Origin of the sequence: Dyella choica (genome assembly GCF_003977665.1) — a bacterium.
In the GTDB taxonomy this organism is placed as follows: domain Bacteria; phylum Pseudomonadota; class Gammaproteobacteria; order Xanthomonadales; family Rhodanobacteraceae; genus Dyella_B; species Dyella_B choica.
Map to the genome: position 1 here is coordinate 1 of NZ_RYYV01000033.1, position 24353 is coordinate 24353.

General features: G+C 63.2%; 20 protein-coding genes. 8 read left to right on the forward strand and 12 right to left on the reverse strand.

Annotated elements, in window-relative coordinates:
• Nucleotides 1-113 precede the first annotated feature (113 nt).
• On the reverse strand, nt 114-782 hold the full coding sequence (locus EKH80_RS22305; RefSeq protein ID WP_126687012.1) for a peroxiredoxin-like family protein: 669 nt from the start codon (nt 780-782) through the stop codon (nt 114-116).
• Nucleotides 783-889: 107 nt separating this feature from the next.
• On the reverse strand, nt 890-1378 hold the full coding sequence (locus EKH80_RS22310; protein ID WP_126687013.1) for a YkgB family protein: 489 nt from the start codon (nt 1376-1378) through the stop codon (nt 890-892).
• Between the two features lie 116 nt (nt 1379-1494).
• Here EKH80_RS22310 and EKH80_RS22315 point away from each other — a divergent pair, with 116 nt between their 5' ends.
• Complete coding sequence (locus EKH80_RS22315; protein ID WP_126687014.1) at nt 1495-2436, forward strand: AraC family transcriptional regulator; 942 nt, start codon at nt 1495-1497, stop codon at nt 2434-2436.
• 133 nt (nt 2437-2569) lie between these two features.
• Here the strand turns inward: EKH80_RS22315 and EKH80_RS22320 are convergent, their stop codons facing one another.
• Entirely contained in the window at nt 2570-3112 is a 543-nt protein-coding gene (locus EKH80_RS22320) for a carboxymuconolactone decarboxylase family protein (RefSeq protein WP_126687015.1), read from the reverse strand.
• A 226-nt stretch (nt 3113-3338) separates the two neighbouring features.
• Here EKH80_RS22320 and EKH80_RS22325 point away from each other — a divergent pair, with 226 nt between their 5' ends.
• The 7 genes from EKH80_RS22325 (at nt 3339) to EKH80_RS24370 (ending at nt 9220) form a co-directional block, all read left to right on the forward strand.
• A complete protein-coding gene (locus tag EKH80_RS22325) occupies nt 3339-4088 on the forward strand; it encodes an SDR family NAD(P)-dependent oxidoreductase (protein WP_126687016.1) in 750 nt (249 codons plus the stop codon).
• A 180-nt stretch (nt 4089-4268) separates the two neighbouring features.
• Nucleotides 4269-4859 carry an RNA polymerase sigma factor gene (locus tag EKH80_RS22330; protein WP_126687017.1) on the forward strand — a complete coding sequence of 197 codons (591 nt, stop codon included), beginning with the start codon at nt 4269-4271 and terminating at the stop codon, nt 4857-4859.
• On the forward strand, nt 4856-5479 hold the full coding sequence (locus EKH80_RS22335) for a zf-HC2 domain-containing protein (RefSeq protein WP_126687018.1): 624 nt from the start codon (nt 4856-4858) through the stop codon (nt 5477-5479). Before EKH80_RS22330 ends, EKH80_RS22335 begins: the two co-directional genes overlap by 4 nt.
• Nucleotides 5476-6723 (forward strand): S8 family peptidase, encoded by a 1248-nt coding sequence (locus tag EKH80_RS22340; protein WP_126687019.1) that lies wholly within the window; start codon nt 5476-5478, stop codon nt 6721-6723. The genes EKH80_RS22335 and EKH80_RS22340 overlap by 4 nt, the downstream gene beginning before the upstream one ends.
• Before the next feature lie 24 nt (nt 6724-6747).
• Nucleotides 6748-7425, forward strand: a complete 678-nt coding sequence (locus tag EKH80_RS22345) for a TorF family putative porin (protein ID WP_126687020.1) — start codon at nt 6748-6750, stop codon at nt 7423-7425.
• 132 nt (nt 7426-7557) lie between these two features.
• The gene (locus tag EKH80_RS22350; RefSeq protein ID WP_126687021.1) at nt 7558-8649 is read left to right on the forward strand and encodes an NHL repeat-containing protein; all 1092 of its coding nucleotides are present in this window, start codon (nt 7558-7560) and stop codon (nt 8647-8649) included.
• Between the two features lie 181 nt (nt 8650-8830).
• Complete coding sequence (locus EKH80_RS24370; RefSeq protein ID WP_126687022.1) at nt 8831-9220, forward strand: RcnB family protein; 390 nt, start codon at nt 8831-8833, stop codon at nt 9218-9220.
• Between the two features lie 108 nt (nt 9221-9328).
• On the opposite strand, the gene asnB is transcribed toward EKH80_RS24370, so the two are convergent.
• From asnB to EKH80_RS22405, 9 genes are all read right to left on the reverse strand, one after another.
• The gene (asnB, locus tag EKH80_RS22360; protein ID WP_126687023.1) at nt 9329-11317 is read right to left on the reverse strand and encodes an asparagine synthase (glutamine-hydrolyzing); all 1989 of its coding nucleotides are present in this window, start codon (nt 11315-11317) and stop codon (nt 9329-9331) included.
• A gap of 35 nt (nt 11318-11352) precedes the next feature.
• A complete protein-coding gene (locus tag EKH80_RS22365) occupies nt 11353-12897 on the reverse strand; it encodes an ArnT family glycosyltransferase (RefSeq protein WP_126687024.1) in 1545 nt (514 codons plus the stop codon).
• 201 nt (nt 12898-13098) lie between these two features.
• A complete protein-coding gene (locus EKH80_RS22370; protein ID WP_126687025.1) occupies nt 13099-14187 on the reverse strand; it encodes a glycosyltransferase family 9 protein in 1089 nt (362 codons plus the stop codon).
• Between the two features lie 686 nt (nt 14188-14873).
• Nucleotides 14874-17084, reverse strand: coding sequence for a sensor domain-containing diguanylate cyclase (locus tag EKH80_RS22380; protein ID WP_126687026.1), 2211 nt, complete (start codon nt 17082-17084; stop codon nt 14874-14876).
• A 193-nt stretch (nt 17085-17277) separates the two neighbouring features.
• Nucleotides 17278-18792, reverse strand: coding sequence for a CehA/McbA family metallohydrolase (locus tag EKH80_RS22385; RefSeq protein ID WP_126687027.1), 1515 nt, complete (start codon nt 18790-18792; stop codon nt 17278-17280).
• Nucleotides 18793-18909: 117 nt separating this feature from the next.
• Nucleotides 18910-21663, reverse strand: coding sequence for a TonB-dependent receptor (locus EKH80_RS22390; protein WP_230473885.1), 2754 nt, complete (start codon nt 21661-21663; stop codon nt 18910-18912).
• A gap of 177 nt (nt 21664-21840) precedes the next feature.
• On the reverse strand, nt 21841-22968 hold the full coding sequence (locus EKH80_RS22395) for a FecR family protein (RefSeq protein ID WP_126687029.1): 1128 nt from the start codon (nt 22966-22968) through the stop codon (nt 21841-21843).
• A complete protein-coding gene (locus EKH80_RS22400; RefSeq protein ID WP_126687030.1) occupies nt 22961-23476 on the reverse strand; it encodes an RNA polymerase sigma factor in 516 nt (171 codons plus the stop codon). The genes EKH80_RS22395 and EKH80_RS22400 overlap by 8 nt, the downstream gene beginning before the upstream one ends.
• A 245-nt stretch (nt 23477-23721) precedes the next feature.
• Nucleotides 23722-24351, reverse strand: a complete 630-nt coding sequence (locus EKH80_RS22405; RefSeq protein ID WP_158628922.1) for a TIGR02466 family protein — start codon at nt 24349-24351, stop codon at nt 23722-23724.
• Between the last annotated feature and the right edge of the window lie 2 nt (nt 24352-24353).

Genomic DNA, 24353 nt, shown 5'->3' on the forward strand with positions numbered 1-24353 from the left:
TGGCTGCCGGCTTACTCCGATCCCGCCCCTTGCCGGAGCGGGATCTTCGAAACCCTACTGAGACTCGACGCTAATCAAGTGCCAAGCAGGGGAGGGGGTACATTCCGGGCGACTCACGCAACACTGTATTGCTTTAGAACGGGCAACAATTCTTCCGGCTCCGGACGGTGGGTGTAGTCCGGATTCACTTCGGCATACACGATGGTGCCGTCGGGCGCCACCACGTAGCGGGCCGGAATGGGCAGCGTCCAGCTGTCTTCGCCGTTGAACGCCGGCAGGTTGTTTTTCAGCTGCCTGTAGAGTTCGACCAGATAGTTCGGCAACGCATAGCGAATACCGAAGGCTGCTGCGACGTCATTGTGGGTGTCGCTGAGGATCGGAAAGCTGAGTTTGTGGGTGCGCGTGGACTTCAGGCTGTTCACGGCGATCTGCGGCGAAATCGCCACCAGACTGGCACCGGTTGCGCGAATAGCGGGCAGCGCAGCTTCCAGCGCCTGGAGCTCGAAGTTGCAATACGGACACCATACTCCGCGATAGAAGCTGATCACCAACGGACCTTGCGCAAGCAGTTCCCGTGAGGAGACCGGCTGGCCATGGGCGTCGTTCAAGATGAAGTTCGGCGCCCGGTCGCCGGCCTTCAGGGCGCGGCCGGCCTGGCCCGAGGCGATCAGTTCCTGCGTCGCGCGTTCCATGATCGGGTGGATTTCCGGTGGTGCGTTATAGGGAGGCTTGCCAGCGCGAAAATCCGCCTTGAAGGCGTCGAGAGTGGCTTGCAGTGACATGACATGGACTCCTATGAGTTCGAGGTGCATCCATGTTGCTGACCGGCTGCCGCGGGCAGAACCCGCGGCGCGCGCATAGCTTTCATTCCTGCAAGGAATCCGCCTGCTCAATGGCTGGACGAAACCGCCCTTGCCACGTCTTCCTTGAGCAGGTAGACCGACACGGCCAGCAGCACTACGTCCTTCATCAGGAACGGAACATTGCCGACCATCGCCGGGAAACCGCCGGCGGAAGCGGCCCAGCCATTAGGCATGAAGGGAATGATCGTGACCGTCATGATGAAAGTGACGACCGAACCCGCCGCACCCAGCACACCCAGGCGCTTGTTCCAGAACCCGGCCAGGATCAGCGCGCCGAAGGTCCATTCGGAAACCCCCAGAAAGGTGCTGGCGCCACGGATGCCGAACACCGGATACATCCAGGAGATGAGCGGGCCGTTGCTGATATAGGGAATCAGCACCTGGGCCTCGTAGTCGAACCACTTCTGATAGCCGAAGAAGGCAAAGATGATCACCATCGAAGCGCGTAGCAGGTGGTAATCGAAATCCTTCTTGAGCAGTCCGGATTGGGCCAGGAAGCGGATGAGCATGTTCATGGTGACGGTCCTCGATAGGTGGGCGAATGAATGTGGACACTTTACGCAGCCACCTTGAGCCGGTTAATGTTGTAATAGCTCATATACATGCTAATTCGTCTCAAACGAGGTCCCGCATGTCGCCACCCCTGGATTGGCTAAGCCGCCTGCTGGAGATCACGCCCGTGCGTGGGCAGCTCGATCTGCGCTGCCTGTATGGCGCGCCCTGGCGTATCGACCAGAGCGAATCGGCACCCGGCGAAATCCCTTATCACGTGATGCTCGGCGGAACGGCCGTGCTGGAAGACCCTGCCGGGGGAAAACCGCAGCAGCTTGTTGCAGGCGACATCGTGCTGCTTGCCGACGGCGATGCGCATACCTTGCACGATGGCGGCGGCAGGCGCGCAAAGCGGTCACGCGAGCGTGCCGTAGCGAACCTGGTTGTCAGCGAAAACGCCGGAGTCGGCGCGCGGCTGGACATGTTGTGCGGCCGCTTCGTGCTTAGCCCCGTGCATGCCCGCTTGCTGCGCGCTTACCTGCCGACGCGCTTGATCGCGCACTCGGCCGAACGCACCGAGGGCGCGGCGGATACAGGCCTGCATCTGTCCAACCTGCTGGCGCTGATGCGCGTGGAAACGGGTAGCGACAGTCTCGGCGGGCGCGCCATGCTCAACGCGCTATCGACGGCGCTGTTCGCACTGACGCTGCGGTTTGCCAGCGAGTCCGACCAGGTGCCGGCGGGATTGCTGGCCCTGGCCGGTTATCCGCGGCTGGCGCCGGCGCTGGACGCGCTCTTCCACGACCCCGGACATCCATGGACGCTGCCTGCGCTGGCGCAGCTGTGCAACATGTCGCGCGCGACCTTCGTGCGCCTGTTCCAGGAAAAGCTTGGCCGTTCGGCCAGCGATCTGTTGACGGACATTCGCATGACGGTGGCGGCGAATGAACTGCGTACGTCGTCGGCTTCTACCGGGGCAATTGCCGAGAGCGTGGGCTATCAATCGGAGGCGGCGTTTCAACGGGCCTTCAAGCTGCATATGGGGGTGACGCCAGCGGGGTGGCGGCGCGGGGGGAATTAGCTTTCGCCCCCGCCCCTATTCCACGTAACGCGTAGGCTGGTTTGCAAAACCCAGCATTGCCATGCAGGCACCCTGCGCAATGCTGGGATTGTCATCCCAGCCTACGCGCCGTTGCATGCGAGAGTGAGGTGGCTTACACCCGCTCCACCGCCGGAAAATCCAGCGTCGTGTCATTGATGCGATTGAACACGTTGGTGAACGTGATGCCGGCGATCGCCAGGCTGATGTCCACCAGTTGCGCATCCGTGTAGCCAGCCTGCTTGATCGCGGCGAAATCCGCGTCACTGAGCGTGCCGCTGCCTTTCACCAGCTTGAGCACGAACTGCAGCAGTGCATCGCGCCTGGCGTCGCCGCTGGCTTCGCCCTTGCGGATCTGCTTGAGCACATCGGGCTTCAAGCCGGCCAGCTTGCCCATCAGGCTATGCGCTGCTTCACAGTAGTCACAGCCGCTGGCGGCGCTGACGGCGAGCTTGATGGTTTCCACGTCCTGCTTGGCCAGCGTGCCGCCCGCCAGCACGGCGTCCGCTTGCAGCATGGCCTTCAGCGCGGCCGGGTTGAGGGCGCCGATGGCGGCGTAGGTGTTGGGCACGCTACCGGCCGCCTTCCTGATTTGCGTATAGACCTCGGCAGTGGCGCCGGTAGCCGTGTCGAGAGCGGGGGTATGGATGCGAGACATTGTCGTGACTCCGTTGGGGTTGGGATGGGCTCACTTTAGGCAGGAAGCGCTGGACGCTTAATGCCGCCTCTTCTCAAAAACATGCTCGTTCGTCTCAACCCTGATCGGGGGAGCTATTCCTGCGAGGACTGGGTGATATCTCCACTCGCCGGCTACCGGCATCGCCGCTACGCGCGCAAAGTTCGCTCCGGCAACCCACTCACTCATTCATTCCAGGAGCACCGCCATGCATACCCCAGTCGTACTGATCACCGGCGCACTCACCGGCATCGGCCGCGCCACCGCCATCGCCTTCGCCAAGGAAGGAGCCCATCTGACGGTCAGCGGCCGTCGCGAAGAAGAAGGCAACGCCTTGGCCGCCGAGCTGCGCGGCATGGGCGTGCAAGCGGAATTCGTTCGCGCCGACGTCCGTTTCGAAGACGACGTGCGCAAGCTGGTGGAGCAAACCATTGCTCGCTTCGGCCGCCTCGACGTCGCCGTCAACAATGCCGGCACCGAAGGCGAACTCGCTCCCATCGCCGATCAGACCATCGAGAACTACGAAGGCATTTTCGCCACCAACGTGCTCGGCACGCTGCTGGCGGTGAAGCACGAGATGCGCGCGATGCTGGCGCAGGGCTCCGGCTCGATCGTCAACCTCTCTTCCGTCGCCGGCAAGGTCGGCATCGCCGGCGCTTCGGTCTATGTGGCCAGCAAGCATGCAGTGGAAGGCATCACCAAGAGCGCGGCACTCGAAGGCGCCGCCGTGGGCGTGCGCGTCAACGCCGTGGCACCCGGCCCGGTTCAGACCAAGATGCTGGACCGCTTCACCGGCGGCAAGGAGGAGAGCAAGGCAGGCTTTCTCGCCTCGATCCCGGCCAAGCGTGCGGCGGATGTGGATGAGATTGCACAGACCATCGTGTTTCTGGCCGGCGACAAGGCACGCTATCTGACCGGCCAATCGATCGCGGTGGATGGCGGCTACGTAGCGCAATAGCAGAGTTTTACCCTCCCTTGCACGAATTTACGTAGGCTGGGATGGCAATCCCAGCATCGCGCGGGGTGCAAACATGGCAATGCTGGGTTTGACAACCCAGCCTACGCCGCTACGGGTGATTGAACCGAACCACGCCGGCGAGGTATCAACCGTACAAGCACCAATGTTCGGGGCACGGCCATGCGCCAGGAGCGGGCGGATTCGGCAGGGGGAAAAGAGAACGTCTCGGTAGACGAGGAGGCGGCCCTGCTCAGCCGTGTGGCGGCTGAGGAGAAGGACGCCTTTGAGGCGCTGTACCGCCTGTACAACCCGCGCCTGCGCCGCTTCGTGTACGGCGTGACCAAGCAGCTTGCGCTGGTGGAGGAGATCCTCGACGACACCATGATGGTGGTGTGGCGCAAGGCCTATACCTTCAACCACAGCTCGAAGGTATCCACCTGGATACTCGCCATCGCCTATCGCCAGTCGCTGAAGGCACTCAGACGCCTGGGCCAGCTGCAGCAAACCGAGCAATACGAGCAAGAGGATCTGCCTGCGCCCGGCCCCGACGACGCTCTTGAGCAGTTGGAGATGCACAAGCAGCTGGAGCAAGCGCTGGGCAGGCTTTCGCCAGAGCAGCGCGCGGTGATGGAACTGACTTATTACTTCGGTTACGCCTGCCGTGAAATCGCCGAGATCATGGACTGCCCCGTCGATACGGTGAAAACCCGCATGTTCTATGCACGGCGCAAGCTGAGGTCGTCGCTGGCAGCGCAGCGGGAGGCCATATGAGCGGTCGCGTGATCAAGTTCGAAGGTTCGATCCACGCCGAAGCCGACCGGCTGCTGCCGTGGTACGTGAACGGAACGCTTCAAGCTGATGAACAACTTCACGTCGAACGGCACCTGGCGGAATGCGCGGGCTGCCAGCACGAGGTGGCATGGTTGCGCGAGGTGCAGAAAGAGTTCGCCGCTCAGGCCGAACAGGATGACGTATCGCCGAAGATGCAGCATCCGCATCAGCGCACGCGAAAGCAGCGCAGTGCATCCCCTGCTTCATCCATGTGGCGGCGGCGCGAAAAGCGATTGGCCTGGCTCGCGGTAGCGCAGGCCCTGATCATTCTCGCGCTGGGCGTGATACTACTGAGCCAGCCGCATGTGCGTTATCACACCTTGAGCGCACCGGGTGACAAGGGGGCGCTGCTGGTGGTGGTGTTCGATGCGCAAACCCATGAAGCGCAGATGCGCACGCTGGTGCGCGAAAGCGGTGCGCGCATCGTGGGCGGCCCCACGGCGGAAGGTGCTTACGTGCTGCGCGTGCCCGATGCGCGCGAGGCATCCGCACGCAAGATACTGGCCGGCTCGCCGCAGGTCACATTGGTGGAAGATCTCAGCTCGGGTGGCAATCCATGATGCGCGCCTGGCTGCTCGCTGCCGTATTCTTCGCGCTAGGCCCTTGTGCCGCAGCGCTGGCGGAAACGCAGCAGCCCACGCAAGTGCTGGTCATGCTGCGTGCAGCCGCGCCACATCTGCATGCGGCTGACGGTTATGTCGCCAGCTATACCACCTCCCCCGCCGAGACCGCACACAAGCGCATCGCGCGCGCGCTTGCACGGCAATACGGCCTGCAACTCGTCGACAGCTGGCCGATGCCGGCGCTCGGACTGGATTGTTTCGTGATGCAGCTCGCGCCCGGCACGTCGGCAAGCGATGTCACCCAATTGCTTTCGCACGACACCCGAGTGGAATCGGCCGAACCCAGGCTGGCCTTCCACACCCTGGCCAAGGACGATCCGTTGTATCCGCTGCAGCCGACCGCCAGGCAGTGGCATCTCGCCGAGTTGCACGCGCTGGCGACCGGTCGAAACGTAAAGGTCGCCGAAGTGGACAGCGGCGTGGATACGACCAATCCGGATCTCACCGGCCAGGTGATCGAACAACGCAATTTCGTTGACGACGGCGGCTATCGCGCCGAACTGCACGGCACCGAAGTGGCCGGCATCATCGTCGCGCGTGAAGGCAATGGCGTGGGCATCGTGGGCATTGCTCCGCAAGCGCGCCTGCTCGCTCTGCGTGCCTGCTGGCAGCTTGCGGACGGCAGCGCGACATCGGCATGCGACAGCTTCACCCTGGCCAAAGCTTTGCAATATGCGCTGGAAAAACACGTGCAGGTCATCAACCTGAGCCTGACCGGGCCGAATGACCGCTTGCTGCAACGCCTGCTGGATGCGGCGCTGGCACGGCACATTACGGTGGTGAGCGCGGTGGACGATAACGCTGCCGACGGTGGCTTTCCGGCGTCCCATCCGGGCGTGCTGGCGGTAGCCAGCGAACACTCCCCGATCCAGGTGGCGGGCGCATGGCTGGCACCGGCCGAGGACATTCCCACCACCCAGCCCGGCCCACGCTGGAATCTGGTGAACGGATCGTCATTTGCGGCGGCGGAGGTCAGCGGCCTGGCCGCACTGCTGCGCGAACTGTCCCCTGACATCACGCTGACGCAGCTGCATGACGCTTTGCACGCAAGGACTGCGTTAGGCTTGGCCTCAATGCGGCCGATGTCGATCGATGCATGCGCCGCCCTGGCGCAGGTAAGCCGTCGGTGCACCTGCGACTGTGCCTTGGCGCATGCATCCTTGGGGAGGCCGCGCCGATGAGTAGGCCTTGTGTTACGAGTCGTCGTGGCAGTGCTTCTCGCCTTGTTTGCGATGCAGGCCCGGGCGCAGCTGACCGGCAGCGCAAGCTTTGTTTCCGACTACCGCTTTCGCGGTGTATCCCTCAGCGATGACCGACCGGCCGCACAATTGTCGTTCGACTATGACTGGCCGGCCAGCGGTTGGTACGCGGGAAGCATGATGTCCAACGTACGACTCGATTCGCGTCATGCCGCACAACTGCTTGGCTATGCCGGCTACGCGCATCGCTTGAATGCGGACTTCAGCTGGGAAGGCGGTGTGCGCTATACGCGTTTTTCCGGCCATGAGTCCTATGCCTACGCTGAAGCCTATACGGGCCTCACGTTTCGGCAACTGACCGGCCGCATCTACTACGCGCCGAATTACTTCAAAGCCGGTTATGCCGTGTGGTACGCCGAACTCAACGACAGCCATGCCTTGGCCGGGCCGTGGTACGCGTTTGCGCATGCGGGTTACCTGCGGCGCGCCGGCGATGTGGCCGAGTACCACGTCAGCCGCTTTCATTCCGATTTTCGGGCCGGCATCGGGTTCGCCTTGCAGCCCTGGAATTTCCAGCTGAGCTGGACCACGACGCGTGGTGCTGCCGATGCCGCATTTGGCTATCCATCCGCTGCAGGCGCAAACCGCAACGCCTGGGTTCTAGGCATCTCGTATGCGTGGTGATGCTATGGGCGTGGGCATCCGACTGATCTGATTGTTTTGTCCTCACGGCACACACACCTCCCATGCCCTGCATGGGAGGCGGGGAATGCATGCCCTCGGGCGCATCGTTCATCCCTGAAGGAGGGATCTGACATGAGACGTACTCTGCTCAAAAGGAAACTCATTCATTCCATCATCGCGAGCTTGGCCATCGCAGGCGTGGCGACCGGCATCCTGTATTCGAGGGCCGCGGCCGCGCAGAGCGACACCGGCCACATCCTGATCGCCGATCAGTTCAACAATCGCGTGATCGAAATCAATCGCCTGACGCACCAGATAGTGTGGCATTTCGGCAACGGCTCGGACCTGCCCGGTCCGCACAGCATAGTCGGCACCAACGATGCGGAACGCTTTGGACCGTTCACACTGATTGCCGGCACCGGTACCCCGCCGGGCTTCCCCGGATGCTCCAACCCGGCCGGCTGCCCGGACAACCGCGTGATCATCGTGGATACGGCCGGCACCATCATCTGGCAATACGGCCAGGCCGGGGTGAGCGGTTCAGGGCCCAACCAATTGAACACACCTGTGCATTCGCTGTTCCTGATCAACTTCCCCGGCCACCCTGGCCCGCACGTACTGATCACCGATCAGGTCAATGAACGCATCATCCTGGTCAACCTGAATCACCAGATCGTATGGCAGTACGGCACCACCGGCACGGCGGGTAGTGGCGCGAACCAGCTCAATAATCCCAACAGCGCCGAAGCGCTGGAAAACGGGCACATCCTGATCGCCGATGAAAACAATAACCGCGCAATCGAGATCCGGCCCAATGGGCAGTTCGTCAAGCAATTCACTGCCGGGGGCTCGGCCAGTGGCGTGGCGTTCGCCAGCCGCCTGCCGAACGGCGATACCTTGCTCACCGATTCGAACAACAGCCGCGCTGTCGAGGTGGACGGCAGCGACCACGTGGTGTGGCAATACATCACCAATTTGCAGCCGGGCAGCAATCCAACTCCGCTGCCGACGCGCGCGATACGCCTGCACAACGGCGATACGTTGATCAGTGACCAGTTCAACGACCGCGTGATCGAGGTTACCCCGGGCGGCAAGATCGTGTTCGACCAGGGCGACCTGAATATTCCGGGCAATGGCTTCGACGACCTCAATGGCCCGTATGACGCCAAGCAGATCGGCGACTTCACCGGCCTGACGCCGCCGTTCGACTTCGACCAGGAGTGATGCGTTCATGCTGGCCGCGAACCGCCCCTCCCCCGCACCGCCGGGGGGAGGGGGGCTTCGCGTGTCTGAACTGCGAAACCGTTCGCAACTGCAGCATGGCCCAGGATGGAGAGCATTCAGGTGGTAGGGCTAGTCTTTACCTTACGGCACTAAGGCCGAGTCACCTACACGGTTAATCCGTATGAAACGCCACCTTCTAGCACTGGCCTTGCTTTCCGCAGTACCGATGCTGATGACCACCACGGCCGCTTACGCGCAGGACCATCACGATCACGGCTGGGGCGACCAGGATGATGATCACGGGCATGGCCATGGGCACGGACACGATAAATGGGACGATGACGGCGAACATCACGACCATGGCCGCCACCGGGGTTGGGACAAGCATTACGGCCGTGGCGAGTATCTGCCGGAGCGTTATCGCGTACGCGAGTACTACGTGGAGGATTACGGCCGTTACCACTTGTATGCGCCGCCGCCCGGCTATGTATGGATACAAGGCGATGATGGCGGGTATGTGCTCGTTGCGATAGCGACGGGCTTGATCGTCAACGAATTGCTGGGGCACTAAGTCCCGCTAGCGCAGCCGCGTAGGCTGGGTTGCAAAACCCAGCATCGCGCGGGTTGTAGGCAGGGCAATGCTGGGTTTTGCAACCCAGCCTACGACGCTGGTGCGGCCTCAAAACTGCCGCGCCAGCACCGGCTCTTTCTGCACAGCCACTGCCGTACGTTCGCTATCGAGCCATTGCAACCACTCGCTCAACACGATCAACGTCCAGATCGCGCGCGCATGATCGCTGGCACGCGCTTGGTGTTCGTCAAACAGTGCATGCGCGGCGCGCGTGTCGATACCTACCGCGGCAAGACCTGCGCTCGTAACGTGCGCCTGCGCCCAATCGCGCAAGGGCCCGCGCAACCACGCAGCAAGCGGTACCGACAAGCCGCGTTTGCGGCGCGTGATCACTTCCTTGGGCAGGTAATCCAGCGCATAGCGCTTGAGGAACACCTTGGTGGTGAGACCGCGCACGCGTGCCTCCACCGGCAACCTGGCAGCGAACTCGATCACACTCTGGTCCAGGAAGGGCGCGCGGATTTCCACGCCGTGCAACATCGCGCCACGGTCTGCTTTCGCCATCAGCGCGTCCGGCAGCGAGTTGCCGAAGTCGTAGCGCTGGATGGTGTCGATCAGGCGCGAGGCATCGTGCCGGGTGTCATCGACGGGCGGAGCGATGCCGAGCTTGCGCTGCCACACGGGGGGAATGTTCGCGGTCCACAGCAGATGCCGCGCCAGGCCGTCCAGCTCCTGCCCGCGAATGAAACGCTTGAGCAGGAACGAGAGCGTGACCTTCTTGTCGCTGGTGGGCAGCGCTTCGATCGCCCGCTGTGCCAGCGCTTTCACCGGCGGCGGCAGGTTGGCGTAAAGACTGGCCCAGCGCGCGCCCAGATACGTGGGGTAGCCGCCGAACAGTTCGTCCGCGCCTTCGCCCGCCAGCAACAGGCGCACGTCCTGCGAAGCGCGCTTGGTCACCAGCGTAAGCGGAATCCACGCCGGATCGGCTAGCGGTTCGCCGTTGGCGCGGATCAGTTCGCGCAACGTGCGCGGTACATCCTGCGCGGTTACGTTCACCTCGACGAAGTTGCAGCCCAGCTGTTCGGCAAGCTGGGCCGCGTGCTGGCCTTCGTCGAAGGATGCTTCGGAGAAGCGGATGCAGTACGCGGAGAGTTTCTTTTCCGGCCGTATGCTGCGCGCCACCGCCGTCATCAAGGCCGAATCGATGCCGCCGCTGAGCAGCACGCCGTAATCGACGTCGATATCGCTTTGCCGCCGCACGGCTTCGCGGAAGACCGGATCGAAGCTGCCTGGCGATGGCGTGCTGCCGGCTTTTTCCGCCGGAAACTGCCAATAACGCTGATGGCGGATGCCGGTCGGTTCGATCACGACCATCTCGCCCGGGCATACTTTGTGGATGTGCTTGAGCAGACTGGCAGGCGCAGGGCAGTAGCCGGAGCGCAGATAGTGGGCGAGGCCCGTCGCGTCGATCTCAAGGTCCGGCTTGCAGGCTTTGACCAGTGCAGCCAGCTCCGAAGCGAAATACACGGTCTGGCCGATCACGGCGTAGTACAGATGACGCTCGCCGGCGCGATCGCGCGCCAGAATCAGCCGCTGGTGGCGGCTGTCCCACAGCGCCAGCGCGAATACGCCCTGCACGTGTTCGAGAAACGAGAGTCCTTGCTCCAGATACAGCGGCGCGAGTACGGCAATGTCAGTGCTTTGCGTGATGGCATGCCCGGCTTCGGCGAGCGAGCCGCGCAGTTCGCGGTGGTTGTCGATTTCGCCGTTGCAGGCGACGATCACCCCGGCTTCATATTCCAGCAGCGGTGGCTGGTGCTGATCCACGCCGCGGATCGCCAGGCGATTGGTGGCCATGGCGAGGCCGGGCCGCGAAACGAAGGCATCGCCATGCGGCCCGCGATGGGCCAGGGCGTTGAGCATCGTGCTCGCTTGCTGCTCCAGGTATGGCGGCGGATGTCCTGCATCCCGACTCAAGATTCCGCAAATTCCACACATGCAAGGGGCTCTGATCGATTCCGGGGGGCGTGAAGGCCCAATCGAGCATTGTAAAGGAAGGGCTGGATGCCGGACTCGGCAGGATGTGAAACCGCCCATGGCGCCCTGCTATCGAAAGGGGGCGCCTGGAGGTATCAAAACGCTATGAGTTTCAAGGCGTTCCCCCGCCACGTCCCCACCTCGCTGACGCGCCCGGGGCAGCGTTGCAAGGCCGGTTTGATCGCCTCCGGCCCCAGCAGCGGATCGATCACCACCAGCGCCCTGCCCTCGTTGTGCAGGGCGTGGCACAGCGCGTCGGCGCCCTGTGGCGCCAGCCAGGGGATGCCGTACACGGTTTTGCCCAGATACATGCGCAGGCCCCAGGGCGTGGCCTCTTCGATGGTGTAGTCCGCCTCGGTGTTCTCGACGAAGATCAGCGCCTGGTATTGCCCGGTGGGTGTGGCCGCGCGCAGTTCGGCGGCCATCTGGCGGTTGTCGTACTTGGGATGCCAGCCGTAAGCGACACCGGCCTTTACCCCCAGCAAGACCACCACCCACGCTGCCAACAGCACCTGCTGCCGGGTCTGGCGAAGGTCGACGCGATCGCGCAGTTCCAGCGCAATCAGCAGGGACAGCGGCAGGAACAGCGGCAACATGTACAGCGGCAGGCGCGACTGCACCAGGCAGAACACCACAAACGGGATCAGGAACCACAGCACCAGGAATTGCTCGACACCGGGCTCGATACCGGTCTCAGCGCGGGGGCTGGCCTGGGCGCGCCAGCGTTCGGCGGACACCCAGCGGCGGATCACGCGCCCGGCCGCCGGCCACCACGGCAACAGCCCGAGGCCCAGCACCGGCAGATAGATCTTGATCCAGCCGAACCATCCCGAATTGCGCTTGTGCGCGGCGGTAAACACACGGTTGTACACCTCCTGGTGCAGGAAGTAGTGCAGCAGACCCGCATAACGCAACACCACCACCGCATACCAGGACAGGCCGACCGCCAGGAACAGCACGATGCCACTGAGCGGGAAAAACCGACCCAGCCCGCGCCAGCCGTCGCGGCGCACGACAAAGGGGATCACCGCCAGCAGCGGCATCAGCCCCGGCGGCCCCTTGGTCAGGAAGGCCAGTCCCCAGCCCAGCCACATCAGCAACACGTAACGCCGGCGGCCGCGTTCCTTTTCATCGAAGGCGGCGCACACAAAGCCCAGCATGGCCAGCGCTTCGCAAAGCGTGAGGAAGGCATCGGTACTGACGATGTTGCCGGCCATGAACGGCGCCGCCGCGCAGCCGTACACCAGCCCAGGCAGCCAGGGTTTGGCCGGAACCAGGCGCCGGCCAGCGGCATGCAGCAGCAGCAGAATCAGCACGAAGGCCAGCGCATAAGGCACGCGCACGGCCCAGCTGTTACGGCCGAACAGCTTGATCGACCCGGCGATCACCCAGTAGGTGGTCGGCGGCTTGGAGAAGTTGACCTCGTCCGGGCTGTAGGCGGGCGCCAGGTAGTTGCCGGTGTCCAGCATTTGCAGCGCGGCCACCGTGTAGCGCCCTTCGTCCGGGCTCCACAGACCGCGCGTGCCCTGGAATGCAAAGCCCAGCAGCAGTCCGAGACAGATCAGGGCGATGAGCGGCCAGCGCGAGGCGTGCGTGGCGCTGGGCCGCAGGCGATGTTCCTGGGTGCGGTCGTTCGGCATGGGGGATTCCGGATAAAGCGCCGCTTGCCGTCGAGGCGCCGGCCGGCGGGGGTGGGCAGCTAGGGTTCTGCGCGCAGGGCGCAGGAGTCAGCCTGGGATTGTAAGCGACGGCGATGAAGCCTGTGGCCTCCGATCAAGCCTTGTAGGCTGGGTTGCGAAACCCAGCATTGCCCTGCATGTAGCGCACGCGATGCTGGGATTTCATCCCAGCCTCCCACCCGCCAGCCGCACCGGCGCGGGAACCACGCCGCTCGGCCGCGGCGCAGGCGCGCCGAACAAATCCGCAAAGGCCTCCATGACGCACCGCGCAGCTTCCTGCGCCGACATATCGCAGGTGCGCAGTGAACTGTTGCGCGCACCGTACGGCCCATACACCTTCACGTCAGTCGCGCAAAACAGGCCCATCGTCGGCACCTGCGAGGCCACGGCCAGATGCATCACGCCGCAGTCGGCGCTGATCATCAAATCCATCGCCGCCATCACCGCGCCCATGCGCCGGATGCTGCTGGAGAAATAGCTGGGCCAGCGCGAAGCCAGCATCGAGCGGCCATGCATGGGGACGATTTCCACCATCGCGCAGTGCGGCGAGCTTTCCCGCAAGGTGGCCAGAAACTCATTCCACCACTCGGCTGGATAGCATTTACGGCCGGTGGCGTCGGCGAAGATGCCGACAGCGCAGCGCACAGTTCGTTGTGATTGTTGAGTAAGCAGTTCGCGCACCACGGCCCTGCCACAGGCACGCTCGTCCGCGGTGAGGCGGATATCCATGGCGGGAAAACCGAGGCTTTCGTTCGATGCCGGCGTAGCGTGCCAGCGTGCCAACGCCACCGGCCGCTGCGCCATGTGGTGCGGCGCCATGGTCTCCGGCACGATGTGCGTGAGCGTTGCCGATGCACGTTTAGCGTTGAATCCAAGCTTGTAACGCCCGCGAAAAAGGCGCGTCAGTGTGCGGCTGAAACCGGAGCGGATGCACGGATCGATGATCAAGTCGTAGCGGGTCCGGCGAATTCGAAAGATCAGGGAAAGAAAGCTCAGTGGGTGCTTGAAACCGCGCCGTGGCAGGCAGTAGATGTGCTTGACGCTGAAGAACGTGGCGAACACGTCCGCGGCCAGCGGGCCTTCCGCCACGACGTCGATTTCCGCGCCTTTGTACTGGCGCTCCAGTTCGGCGATCAGGGGCGTCATCAGCAGCATGTTGCCCAGCCGGTGATTCGGCCGGCACACCAGGATGCGGTGAATCCCGTCACGGGGAAGACAGGCGCAACAAGGATCGGTAGTAGGGTCGCTCAAAGGAATGCTCGACACACAGGGGATGTACTGGGTTGGGCGTGAACTCCTTGTCTTCTCGAAAATCCAGCGCAACCTTCCCTGCCGGAAGGCTTGATGAGTGTGGGCGGGTAACCTTAGCGGGCACTTACCCACCCGTTACAACTTTGTAATTCATGTACGCCCGTAAGTGCCCGATCCGCTGCAATTGGCTGCATCGCGGCGCAGGCGCAGTCGTTGCGGTTCGGACTGGCGTGGCGGGATGGATCTTTGCAGGCGAGCGCGATGCGCTGAAGGCATTCGCATGGTGGCTGGGATGACAGTCCCAGCATCGCGCCGGTTGCATGCATGGCAATACCGGGTTGTGCAGCATAAGCCTACTTGAAGCGATGAATGAAGCCGATCTGGAACCCGCCCGGCAGCCAGCTGATGATCAGCGGCGAATTTCGCCGCGACGCGTAAATCCCGAAACCTACGCCGACCGCAGCGCCCACCACCACATCGCTCTGGCAGTGACCACGCGTTTTCGCTAGGAACAACGCAAACGGCCGGGATGACGAGCGACCTCGTCCATGCAATGCGGGACAGACGAAGTTGGACTTAGGGGCAACCTGCTCCCTCCCCTACTACACGTAGGCGAGGGAGCAGATACCCGGTAGCAGAGACATGGCGTTAATTGGGTGCGCGGAGGGGAGAGAGAGGCTGTGCACCTACTGCGCCCGGCGCAGCTTGATTGTCTCGCTGCTGCTGTTGTCGTCGTTGCCGCCATTGTCGCCAAGGCCATGGGTCAGGAAGCGATAGGTGTCCCTGCCCGCCTCCTTGGCCTTGTACAGCGCGTCGTCGGCCAGTTTCATCACGGCATCGGCCGAAATCTCGTTCAAGCAGATGGCCGCGCCCACGCTCAAGCTCACCTTCACCTGCGCTACGCCCGTGTCGATCTCCATGTGCAGGCGTTCCCACAGCGATTGCACGAACGCCTTGGCCTGCTTGATGTTGTTGATGTCGTTGCACACCACGACGAACTCGTCGCCACCGATGCGCGCCACGATTTCGCCTTCCCTCACCAGCTTCTGCAGACATTGGCCCACTTCAGCCAGCACCACGTCGCCGATCGCATGGCCGTAGGTGTCGTTGATGGTCTTGAAGTTGTCGATATCCACCAGCGCCAGCAACACGGCCATGTCGTGCTGTTGCGCCTGCTTGAGGAAGACCGGCACGCGTTCGCTGAAGTAGCGCCGATTCGCCAGGCCGGTGAGCGAATCCTGGTGCGCAATGCGCAGCAGCTCGCGCTCCGTGTTCTTGATATGGGTGATTTCGGTGGTGAGGGCGTACACGCCGCGCACCCTGCCGTGCGCATCGCGGTCCGGAACGTAATGGGACTGAAAGTGCATGGGCTTGCCGCGATACGTCGCCTCGTACTCGAACATCACCGGCTGACCGGCATAGGCGCGTTCCAGATAGGGTTTCAGGCGGTCGTACAGTGCATTGCCACGCACTTCGTGAACGGTCCTGCCGATGATCTCCGGCGGGACTTCGCCGGAGATCTGTTCGACGAAGCGGTTGACGTAGGTGTAGCGCTCATCCATGTCGATGCGGGCGATCACCGCAGGGATATTGTCGGTGACGGTGCGCATCTGCGACTGGCTTTCCATCAAAGCCTGTTCGATGCACACGCGCTCGGTCACGTCGCGGCCGGTGTAGATGATGTCCTTCGCATCGTCGCCATCGGGGCTGGGCACCAGGCGCGCAAACGCTTCGATCCACAGATAGTGGCCGTCTTTGTGCTGCAGCCGGTACGTGGCCGTGGTGTCGCCGCCCTGCATGCGCAGCTTGGCCACTTCGGAGGCTATACGCTCACGGTCATCCGGGTGAATCAGGTCCGGCCGCGGCCGCTGGAAATCTTCCACTTCCCAGCCGAGCAGATCCTTGACGGAAGGCGACACGTACATGCGATCGCCGTTGCTGCGGATGCGCATCACCAGGTCGCCGCTGTTGTCGGCCAGCAGACGGTAGCGCAGTTCGCTTTCCTGCATCTGCTTGCGCAACCGGTCCTGCTCCGAAAGCGCCAGGACGACCGGCAACGCCACCAGGCAAGTGACGCCGATGAATACCTGGCCCATCGCCACACGGAAGGCCGGCGTGGCGCCGACCACCAGGTTGAAGGGCCCGATGCCCAAGGTGGTGGCAAGGCTTACACCCACGGCAATCATCGCCACGCCGACCACCATGCCGACGAAGCGGTGACGGAACACCAGCCACAACAGCTGCGGATAGACGAGAAAGACCAGAGGTACGCGCGACTCCACCAGCACGCCTGCGGTAAGGGCCGCGAGCAAACCCAGATCGCGCACCAGCGTCCCGGGTCTGGCCGGTTTCAAACGCCACAGGTAGGGGGTGACGATCGCCAACGAGGTGCTGCCCGAAATCACCATGCCAACGAAATGCGCGCGAAACAGCGTGTTGGCGACCATCAGCACGTCTAGCTGTGCCCACAGGTTCATGATCCACATCATGGCCAGTGCACAGATGACGCTTGCGGCCAGCGCACTCAGCACGCCGACGCGCGCAAGATCCATGAAACGGGTGTGCGGCGTGATGCTCGGAAAGCGGCGATGGATCGTTTCGCAGACGATCGCCGTTTCCAGTACGTTGCACACGCCGATCAGCACAGCTTCGGATAGGGCATCGCCCAGGTACAGCTTGGCGGCCACGAAACCCAGAAAGGACGCCAGCAGCAGCGGCCATGTCCGCGCCAGAGGGCGCTGCACCAGCCAGCCGACCAGGGCACCGTTGGCCAGCCACAAGGCAACCGGGCTGTGATTCGCCCTTGCCAGCGCCAGCGCATACAACGACAGGCCACCGGTAATGGCGAACGCAGCGAACAGCGGCCATAGGCCATGCGGATCGCGCCTGGCGAGCATGGTGCTCGGGTCCTTCGGTTACGGGTCAACCCCTTTGCCCAGGCTGATGCAAGGCTCCTGCCAAAAATGTGCGACCGATCACGCTCGACGTCAGGTAGGCTGGGAGCGCGTAGGCTGAGATGGCAATCCCAGCATCAGGAACGCTCGGACAAAGCTGGGATTGGCATCCCAGCCTACGCCGCACGAATAGCGGTTAGTGATTGATATAGATAGGGTTTCCTACCAGCTGCAAATCCCCGCCGCTGCCGCGCACATTGGCGCGTATCCAGTGCCGCTGACCGTCGCTCGGCCAGTCGAACGAACGGCTCAACTTCCCATGGATGGCCAGATCGGCCCCCGGCTGCCAGGGCTTGCCATCAACGAGCAGCTCCACCCGGGCGCCTTCCGGTGCCGAGGCAGTGACGGTAAACCGCACCTTCTGACCTGAAACCGCGGCGATCGTATCGCCCATTTCCGCCGTTTCCGAGCCTGCGCCGGCAGTCAGATCCAGCATGCGATCGCGTGTGCCCTGCACGTCGATGAACACGTGACCGGCGCGGATGCCGTCCAGGATCGCCGGCATCGACAGCTCGCTGGCATGCACCACCGTAGTGGGCGTACCGACCAGGGCGCCGAGCAGCTGTTTGGCATCATGGTTGTCGCTGCCGCCCACGCCGGTCAGGCGATAGCCCTGGTCGAGCAGGTGCTGCCAGAACGGGATGCCCGAATCGGGCAGCATGGCGTCCAACCCGTTCACCGCTTCGACGGCCTGAAACAGATGCATGTCGACCGGCTTGGCCGCTGCCCAGCCGCAGCCCATGCAGTCCTCGTCATCGGGACGGATAGGATGATTGATGGAAACCAGGCCATGCAGCTTCGCCGCGTTGCGCAGCAAGGTGTTCCAATCCGGCACGCTGGCGCTGCCGACCCGGAAATCGATCGGCTCATCCGAACCGAACAGGTTCGCGTGGCCGGTAAAGGTGGTGATTTCGCGTGCCGGCATCAGCAGCAGCTGATCGTAATAGGGCTGCAGCTCGCGGATATCGTTCGCTTGCGAAACCGAGTTGTGGTCGCTGAGCGCGATGAAGTCGAGCCCGCGCTGGAGTGCGGCGTCGATGGTCAGGAACAAGGGACACGGCACACGCTGCTTGCCGCTCTGGCTGTTACAGCTGCCGTCGCTGTGCGCGCCATGCATGTGCAGATCGCCGCGATACCAGCCCGCTTGACGGCGTAGCGGCGGATTCAGCACTTCCGGCAGCCAGGCCGGATCGCCCGGATGTCCGAACCAGATCCTTGCCGTGTAGCCGGCGGTGACGTTCGGGCGGATATTGGGAATGCCCAACAGCAAGGTCCAGGGTCCGGGACGAATCGCCCCAGGCAGGAACGATGGCGTGGCGTCGGTGGCGCTGAGGGTGAAGAGTTTCTTGCTGCCGCCGCTCCAGCCGCGAAAGCCATCCTGCCCGCGGAAACCGTCCGGGCCGAGCAGGCCGAGGTCGATGGTGGTGTGGTCCTTGCGGCCGGTGTAGTCGAATTCGACCGTGATGCGCGTGACGTTGGCCGGAACGATGAAGGGAACGGGGTGATAGCTGTGGTTTTCGCTCGGCTGGATCTGGCCCTGCAGCACCAGGTCGGGGGCATTGCCGTCTGCATGAGCGGTGCAGGCGATGAACGTGAGCAGGATCGCGAGGGCCAAGACAAGGATGGAACTTGGTCGGAATAGCGCTTTCATGGCTTTGGCCCGCTTCAAGGCAAGAGGGTGGATTCGCCGCAATGCTGCCTCTACCCTCACCGTCATTCCGGCGCAGGCCGGAATGACGGTGGGGTGAGGCGCATATCTGTTACCGCATCAGAACCGATACATCACCGACGCCCTGAACGACCGGCCCAGCAACGGCCGCGCGATGAACACCGTCGCGCCCGCATCGGCGCTCTTCAATTCGCCCGCACGCGGGTTGCCCTCGGTCAGGCCCAGCGAATTGGTGAGGTTGTCCGCGTACAGGAACAACGACAGGTTCGGCGAGGCTTGATAGCGCGCGCTGAAGCTGAGCACGTTGTACTGCGGCAACACCACCGAGTTGGCCGTGTCGGAGTAGCGCTTGCCTTCGTACTCGTAGGTCAGCTGCAAGCGCAGCTTGTGGTTGAGCAGGTTCACGCCAGGCACCAGACGCAAGCCCTTCTTCGGAATGCGAATCAGATAGTGGTCGTTGTAATCGAGCAGGACCGGCGCGCCCGCCTGGATGGTGGTGTAGCGCAAGCCCTTGTAGCGCGGATCCTGCAGGGTGGCGCTGTATTGCAGGTCGAACCACTTGCAGGGATAGATCGTGCCTTCCAGCTCCAGGCCGTAGGTTTCGGTGTTCGCGTAGCCGGTCTGCGCGGTGGACGCGCCGGTGTTGGGGTTGAACACGTAGTTGCTGAAGCCGACGTTGTTGTACTTGGTGTAGAAGAACGTCTCGTACGTTTCGATGTAGCGGTTGGCGTATTTGTAGCCCACTTCCGGCAGCACCATGGTCTGGATCACCGGTTTGGCGGTCGGCGTGGTGATGTACGAGCTGAGGTTGGGCAGGCGGAAGGTGGAGGTGTAGCGCGCGAAGATGCCCTGGGCGTCGCTGAACTGGTAGTTCGCACCCACCGTCCAGCCCAGCTTGTGGAAGTAGTCATTGTAGGACGCGTACTGGCCGCTGCCGGTAGTGATGCTCGAACTCCACGGCGTGCCCAGGTTCACTGTGGCGGGGTTCTCGGTCCATCCGGTGGTGTTCACGCGCTCCCAGCGCGCGCCGCCGTCGATGCGCAGCTTGTCGTTGATTTGCCATTCGTCGGAGAAATAGAACGCATCGGTCTTGGACGTGCCATGCGCATGCGCCCATTCGTAGCCGTTGTTGTAGATACCGTCGCTGGTCAACGGCCCGAGCGTCTGTCCTGCCGCGTTCACTGCCTCCAGGTTCAGCAGCTTGGAATTCTGCTGCGAATCCAGCAGCACCACCGAAGAATACCGATCGAAGCTCTGCTTGAAGTACGCGTGGTAGTAACCGAACGTCACGTCATGGGTCTGATCGCCGAACTGGAATTTGCGCATCAAGCGCGTATCGCTGGTCACCTCGGTCACCGGCATGGTGATGCCGCGCAGGCCGCCGAGGATGACCAGGCCATTGCCGTTCTGGTTGGGGCCGAACACGGCGCCCGAATCCGCATACTGCAGGTCCATGCCGGAGGCGGTCGGATAGTATTTCTTCAGGCGCGCTTGCGCCGATGCATAGAGCGCGGCTGGCGTCTCGATTGCATTCGGGTACACGCCATTGCGCTGCGTATCGGTGTCGCTGTAGCGAACGTTTTCGGCCAGCTTCCAGCCGTCCCACAGATCGTAGTCGAACTTCAGCGTGAGCTGGGTGCGCTTCACGTCGGTGCCGACAGTATTGTCGAAGTTGTAGTAGCTGCCGTTGCCTTGCTGCAGCTGCACGTGCTCGGTTTCCGGACCGGCCACGGTGCCGTAGTTGCCGTTGAAGCCAGGCACCGCCACCAGGTCGCCGCCGGTGTTGCGATACATCGGCAGGCCCAGATCGAAATAGACCCGGTCGTCCAGGCGCTTCACGTCCAGGCTGAAGTCGCCATGCTCGAACTGCTTGGACAGCGAGGCGCGCAATTGCCCGCCGTTGTCGCCGTTGTAGCCAGGGTTGCGGATATTGTGGTCGATGCGGAAAAAGCCGCCGGTGCTGAGCTTCCAGCCGTCGCCGATCGGCGTGCCGTACCAGAAGTCGAGCCGGCCCAGGCCGTAGTTGCCGGCGGTGTACTTGACCAGTCCCTCGGCCATGTCATCGACCTTGCGCGGGATGAAGTTGATCGCGCCGGCCGGGGCATTGGAATAGAAGATCGAGGAAGGGCCGCCGCGGACCACTTCGACGCGTTCGATCGTTTCGTCCAGGCGGAACGCCTGGTCGGCGTTGAGATAGCCCAGCGCCGGATCGTGCTGGACGGGAACGCCGTCCTCCAGCAACGTCACCGAGCCGAAGCCGTCCACCGGAATGCCGCGCGCGCGGATATTGCCGCTCGCCTCGCCACCGGAGGCTTCCACCCAGAAGCCCGGCACGGATTTCACCGCTTCGGTCACGCTGGTCGGCGCCTGCATGCGCAGGCGGTCTTCATCGATGGTGGTGATGGAGTAGCTGGTTTGCGCGCGCGTACGCACGTCCACGCCGGAACGTGCCGTGACCACCACGCGTTCGAGATCCTTGGCAGTCTTGGTGGCACCGGACGAAGCCGTGCCCTGGTTGACTGCATCTGCGCCTGCACTACCGGCCGTCGCTACCGCAGCGGAGGCCGGATTGCCCGCATTGGTTGCCACGTTTCCCGGGACGATCGTCACCGTGTTCGGTGTGACGAAGCGATAGCTGAGGCCAGTGCCGGCCAGCAACTGACGCAGCTGCTGCTCGGGCGTCAGCCCTGCCTCGGCACCCGGGCTGCGGATGCTGTCGGCGATCTCCGAGCCGTATACGATCTGCAGGCCCGCCTCATGCGAGAAGGTTTGCAAGGCCTTGGCGAGCGGCATCGGCGCAATGGCCGTGGTGTGTGTCGTGGTGGCGGCTTGCGCGAACGCAGCCAAAGGCATGCCCGTGCCTAAGACAAGGGCGATTTGAAGCGCTAAACGATTTCGCATGCGGAGTGGACCCCTTAAGAGGATAAGCCTATGCAGGCGATCAGCCGCTCCCGCGCTTATCGCCTGCCTATACCTTTACAAGAGTCCGCCGGCGGCAAACCGGGTACCGCCGCTTCGGTGAATTTTTTCTTACAGGTGCGCGGCCCTGGTCTGCACCGGATGGGCGGCCACCACGCGAATGCGATCGGCATCACGGATGACGCGCACGTTCGACAAGGTGGACAGGTACGCCACGAACGCCTGCGGATTGTCGGCATGGAAGACGCCGCTGATGCGCTTCTGGGCAATCTCCTCGCCTTCGATCTGCAGCGGCGTGCTGGTGTAGGCGTTGAAGCGGCGCGCCACGTTGGCGATGGTTTCGTGCTGGAAGCTGATCTCGGCCGGCAGCCATGCGGTAGCCTGGGCGATCTGCGCCGGATGCACAGGGCTCACACCGGAGGCATCCAGCTCGATCTGCTGTCCGGCGGTAAGGTCCGCGATCGCCACGCCTGGCAGTGGCAGTTCATCGCCCTTCGACGAGGAGTTCTGCGCGTCCAGTACACGCACACGACCGCTGATGACGGTCAGGGTGTCGCCGCCGGCATCGCGCCGCACCTCGAAAATGGTGCCGATGTCCTGCAGCACATGCCCGCCGACGTTGACCAGCATCGGGCGCGCGGAATCCTTGCCGACGTCGAACAAGGCATGGCCACGCTGCACCTCGATGCGGCGGTAGTGGTCGTCGAAACGCACGTCGATTTCGCTTTGGCGATCGAGCTGGATCAGGGTGCCGTCGGCCAGCGCCAGCGACTGCGCGGCGTTGCCGGACGCATAGTGCTGCACCTGAGCCTGCTGGGGCCGTGCCTCGGCCGTGTGCCTATGCGTAAGACCCGCCCAAAGCAAGGCCATGGCGGCGACGCTTGCGGCACCAGCCAGCAGCTGCAGGCGGCGTGTACCGCGCGCCGCTTGCTCATGGCGCGGCTCTGGCATGGCTTTTTCCCTGTGCGGGAACATCACGATTGGGTTGTCGCGCCGCGCCCGCTCCACCAGTTCTGCCGCCGGCAGTTGCTTGAGCGAAGCGGCCGCCTTCATGTCGCCGTGCATCTGCGCCACCGCGAAATACTCGGCGACGTGCTTGGGCGAAGCGCGCAACCAGTCCAGGAACGCCGCGCGCTGGCGCTCGCTCAGGGGCTCCTGCTGCTCGATGTACCAGTTCACTGCCTGTTCGGTGATGCGGCGGGCCTGGCGGGCCGCGTCGAAATTCGTCGGCTCATTCATATTCGGCCATCCTCTGCCGGCAAGCTGCCAGTCCCTTTACGATGTACTTTTTCACCATGTTCGTCGAGATCGACATGCGCTCGGCGATTTCCCGATACGACAGTTCGTCGCGGTAATGCATGATCAGCACCGCCTTGCACTTGGGCGAAAGCCGATCGATCAGTGCGGCCAGCCGCTGCTGGCGCGACTCGCTGTCCATGTCCGCTTCCAGATTGGTGGGCGCCACCAACTGCTCCACCACCTGCTCCAGTTCGTCGCTGCCCAGGGGCTGCTGCTGGCGCAATACCGCGTGCTCCTTCACCAGGTTGGCGGCAACCGTGAACAAATACGCTTCGGGGCTGCGAATATTCGCCGCATCCGCCGGTTCGATGCGCAGCAGGCGCAGATAGACCTCCTGCACCAGATCCTGCGCATCCCAGCGGTGCGCCACCCGCCGAAGAAAATAGCTGCTCAACGTCGCGCGCTTTTCAGCGAACAACGCCGACCACGTTGCATGCTTTTCCCGCATCGAGCCTCCCTCAACCGCATTAGCCGAAAGAGGCTACACACGAACCAGAAGGTTGCTCAGACTATGGCGTACTCATGACGGTTTTGTGAAGTGGCTTGCGCCTGACTCCCTCCCCTGCTTGCACAGGGGAGGGCTGGGGTGGGGTGAAGCAACCTCGCGGTGAATTCAAACACTGCGGCAAGCTCGTACAACCCCACCCCAGCCCTCCCCTACTACACGTAGGGGAGGGAGCTGATCTGGCTAGCTCAAATCTTGAGCGCATTGAACGGAATACAAATCCGCGGCGCATCGTGCTCGTGCGGCTCCACGAAATGCTCCAGCCAATGCGGGAACAACACCAACAGGCCGGCCGAAGGCCGCAACTGGATATCCTTGTAGGCGTTGGCGCCGTTGCCCCTGGCGTAGGAGTTCAGCACCCCCGCCCGCGGATCCTTCAACACCAGCGCACCCGCCCCCTCCGGCACCTGCAGATAGAACGTGCCGCTGAGCAGGGCCCCTTCATGCATGTGCTGGAAATTGAAGCCGCCGCGGTCATGGATGTTCACCCATGACTGCAGCTCGAACGCCGGCGCGCCCACGCCCATCTCCGTGAACGCTTGCGCGCAATAGTGCCGTACGGCTTGATGCAATTCGGCGAAGATCGGCTGCTGCATCACCGCATTGTCGACACTGTTCCAACCGCCACGGTTGGTTCTTCCCGCCGGCACCGGTGCGGCGGCCCGCATGGCGAGAATGGCCTGCACCCATTCGGCAAAACGGGGCGCCAACTGTTTGAGCGGCACCTGCCAGATTCGTGTGGGAAAAAGATCGAACGCTTGCGCAGGCGACAGCTTCGCCTGCGCAAGGCCGGTTTCACCGATCGTGACGCTGTACATCG

Bases quoted from the DNA above. Each gene is read 5' to 3' on its own strand.
- EKH80_RS24370 (WP_126687022.1), top strand. From the start codon at position 8,831: ATGAAACGCCACCTTCTAGCACTGGCCTTGCTTTCCGCAGTACCGATG.
- EKH80_RS22380 (WP_126687026.1), bottom strand. From the start codon at position 17,084: ATGCTCGCCAGGCGCGATCCGCATGGCCTATGGCCGCTGTTCGCTGCG.
- EKH80_RS22340 (WP_126687019.1), top strand. From the start codon at position 5,476: ATGATGCGCGCCTGGCTGCTCGCTGCCGTATTCTTCGCGCTAGGCCCT.
- EKH80_RS22405 (WP_158628922.1), bottom strand. From the start codon at position 24,351: ATGTACAGCGTCACGATCGGTGAAACCGGCCTTGCGCAGGCGAAGCTG.
- asnB (WP_126687023.1), bottom strand. From the start codon at position 11,317: ATGGGCGGTTTCACATCCTGCCGAGTCCGGCATCCAGCCCTTCCTTTA.
- EKH80_RS22320 (WP_126687015.1), bottom strand. From the start codon at position 3,112: ATGTCTCGCATCCATACCCCCGCTCTCGACACGGCTACCGGCGCCACT.
- EKH80_RS22305 (WP_126687012.1), bottom strand. From the start codon at position 782: ATGTCACTGCAAGCCACTCTCGACGCCTTCAAGGCGGATTTTCGCGCT.
- EKH80_RS22315 (WP_126687014.1), top strand. From the start codon at position 1,495: ATGTCGCCACCCCTGGATTGGCTAAGCCGCCTGCTGGAGATCACGCCC.
- EKH80_RS22395 (WP_126687029.1), bottom strand. From the start codon at position 22,968: ATGAATGAGCCGACGAATTTCGACGCGGCCCGCCAGGCCCGCCGCATC.
- EKH80_RS22335 (WP_126687018.1), top strand. From the start codon at position 4,856: ATGAGCGGTCGCGTGATCAAGTTCGAAGGTTCGATCCACGCCGAAGCC.
- EKH80_RS22390 (WP_230473885.1), bottom strand. From the start codon at position 21,663: ATGCCTTTGGCTGCGTTCGCGCAAGCCGCCACCACGACACACACCACG.
- EKH80_RS22325 (WP_126687016.1), top strand. From the start codon at position 3,339: ATGCATACCCCAGTCGTACTGATCACCGGCGCACTCACCGGCATCGGC.
- EKH80_RS22310 (WP_126687013.1), bottom strand. From the start codon at position 1,378: ATGAACATGCTCATCCGCTTCCTGGCCCAATCCGGACTGCTCAAGAAG.
- EKH80_RS22365 (WP_126687024.1), bottom strand. From the start codon at position 12,897: ATGCCGAACGACCGCACCCAGGAACATCGCCTGCGGCCCAGCGCCACG.
- EKH80_RS22350 (WP_126687021.1), top strand. From the start codon at position 7,558: ATGAGACGTACTCTGCTCAAAAGGAAACTCATTCATTCCATCATCGCG.
- EKH80_RS22330 (WP_126687017.1), top strand. From the start codon at position 4,269: ATGCGCCAGGAGCGGGCGGATTCGGCAGGGGGAAAAGAGAACGTCTCG.
- EKH80_RS22385 (WP_126687027.1), bottom strand. From the start codon at position 18,792: ATGAAAGCGCTATTCCGACCAAGTTCCATCCTTGTCTTGGCCCTCGCG.
- EKH80_RS22400 (WP_126687030.1), bottom strand. From the start codon at position 23,476: ATGCGGGAAAAGCATGCAACGTGGTCGGCGTTGTTCGCTGAAAAGCGC.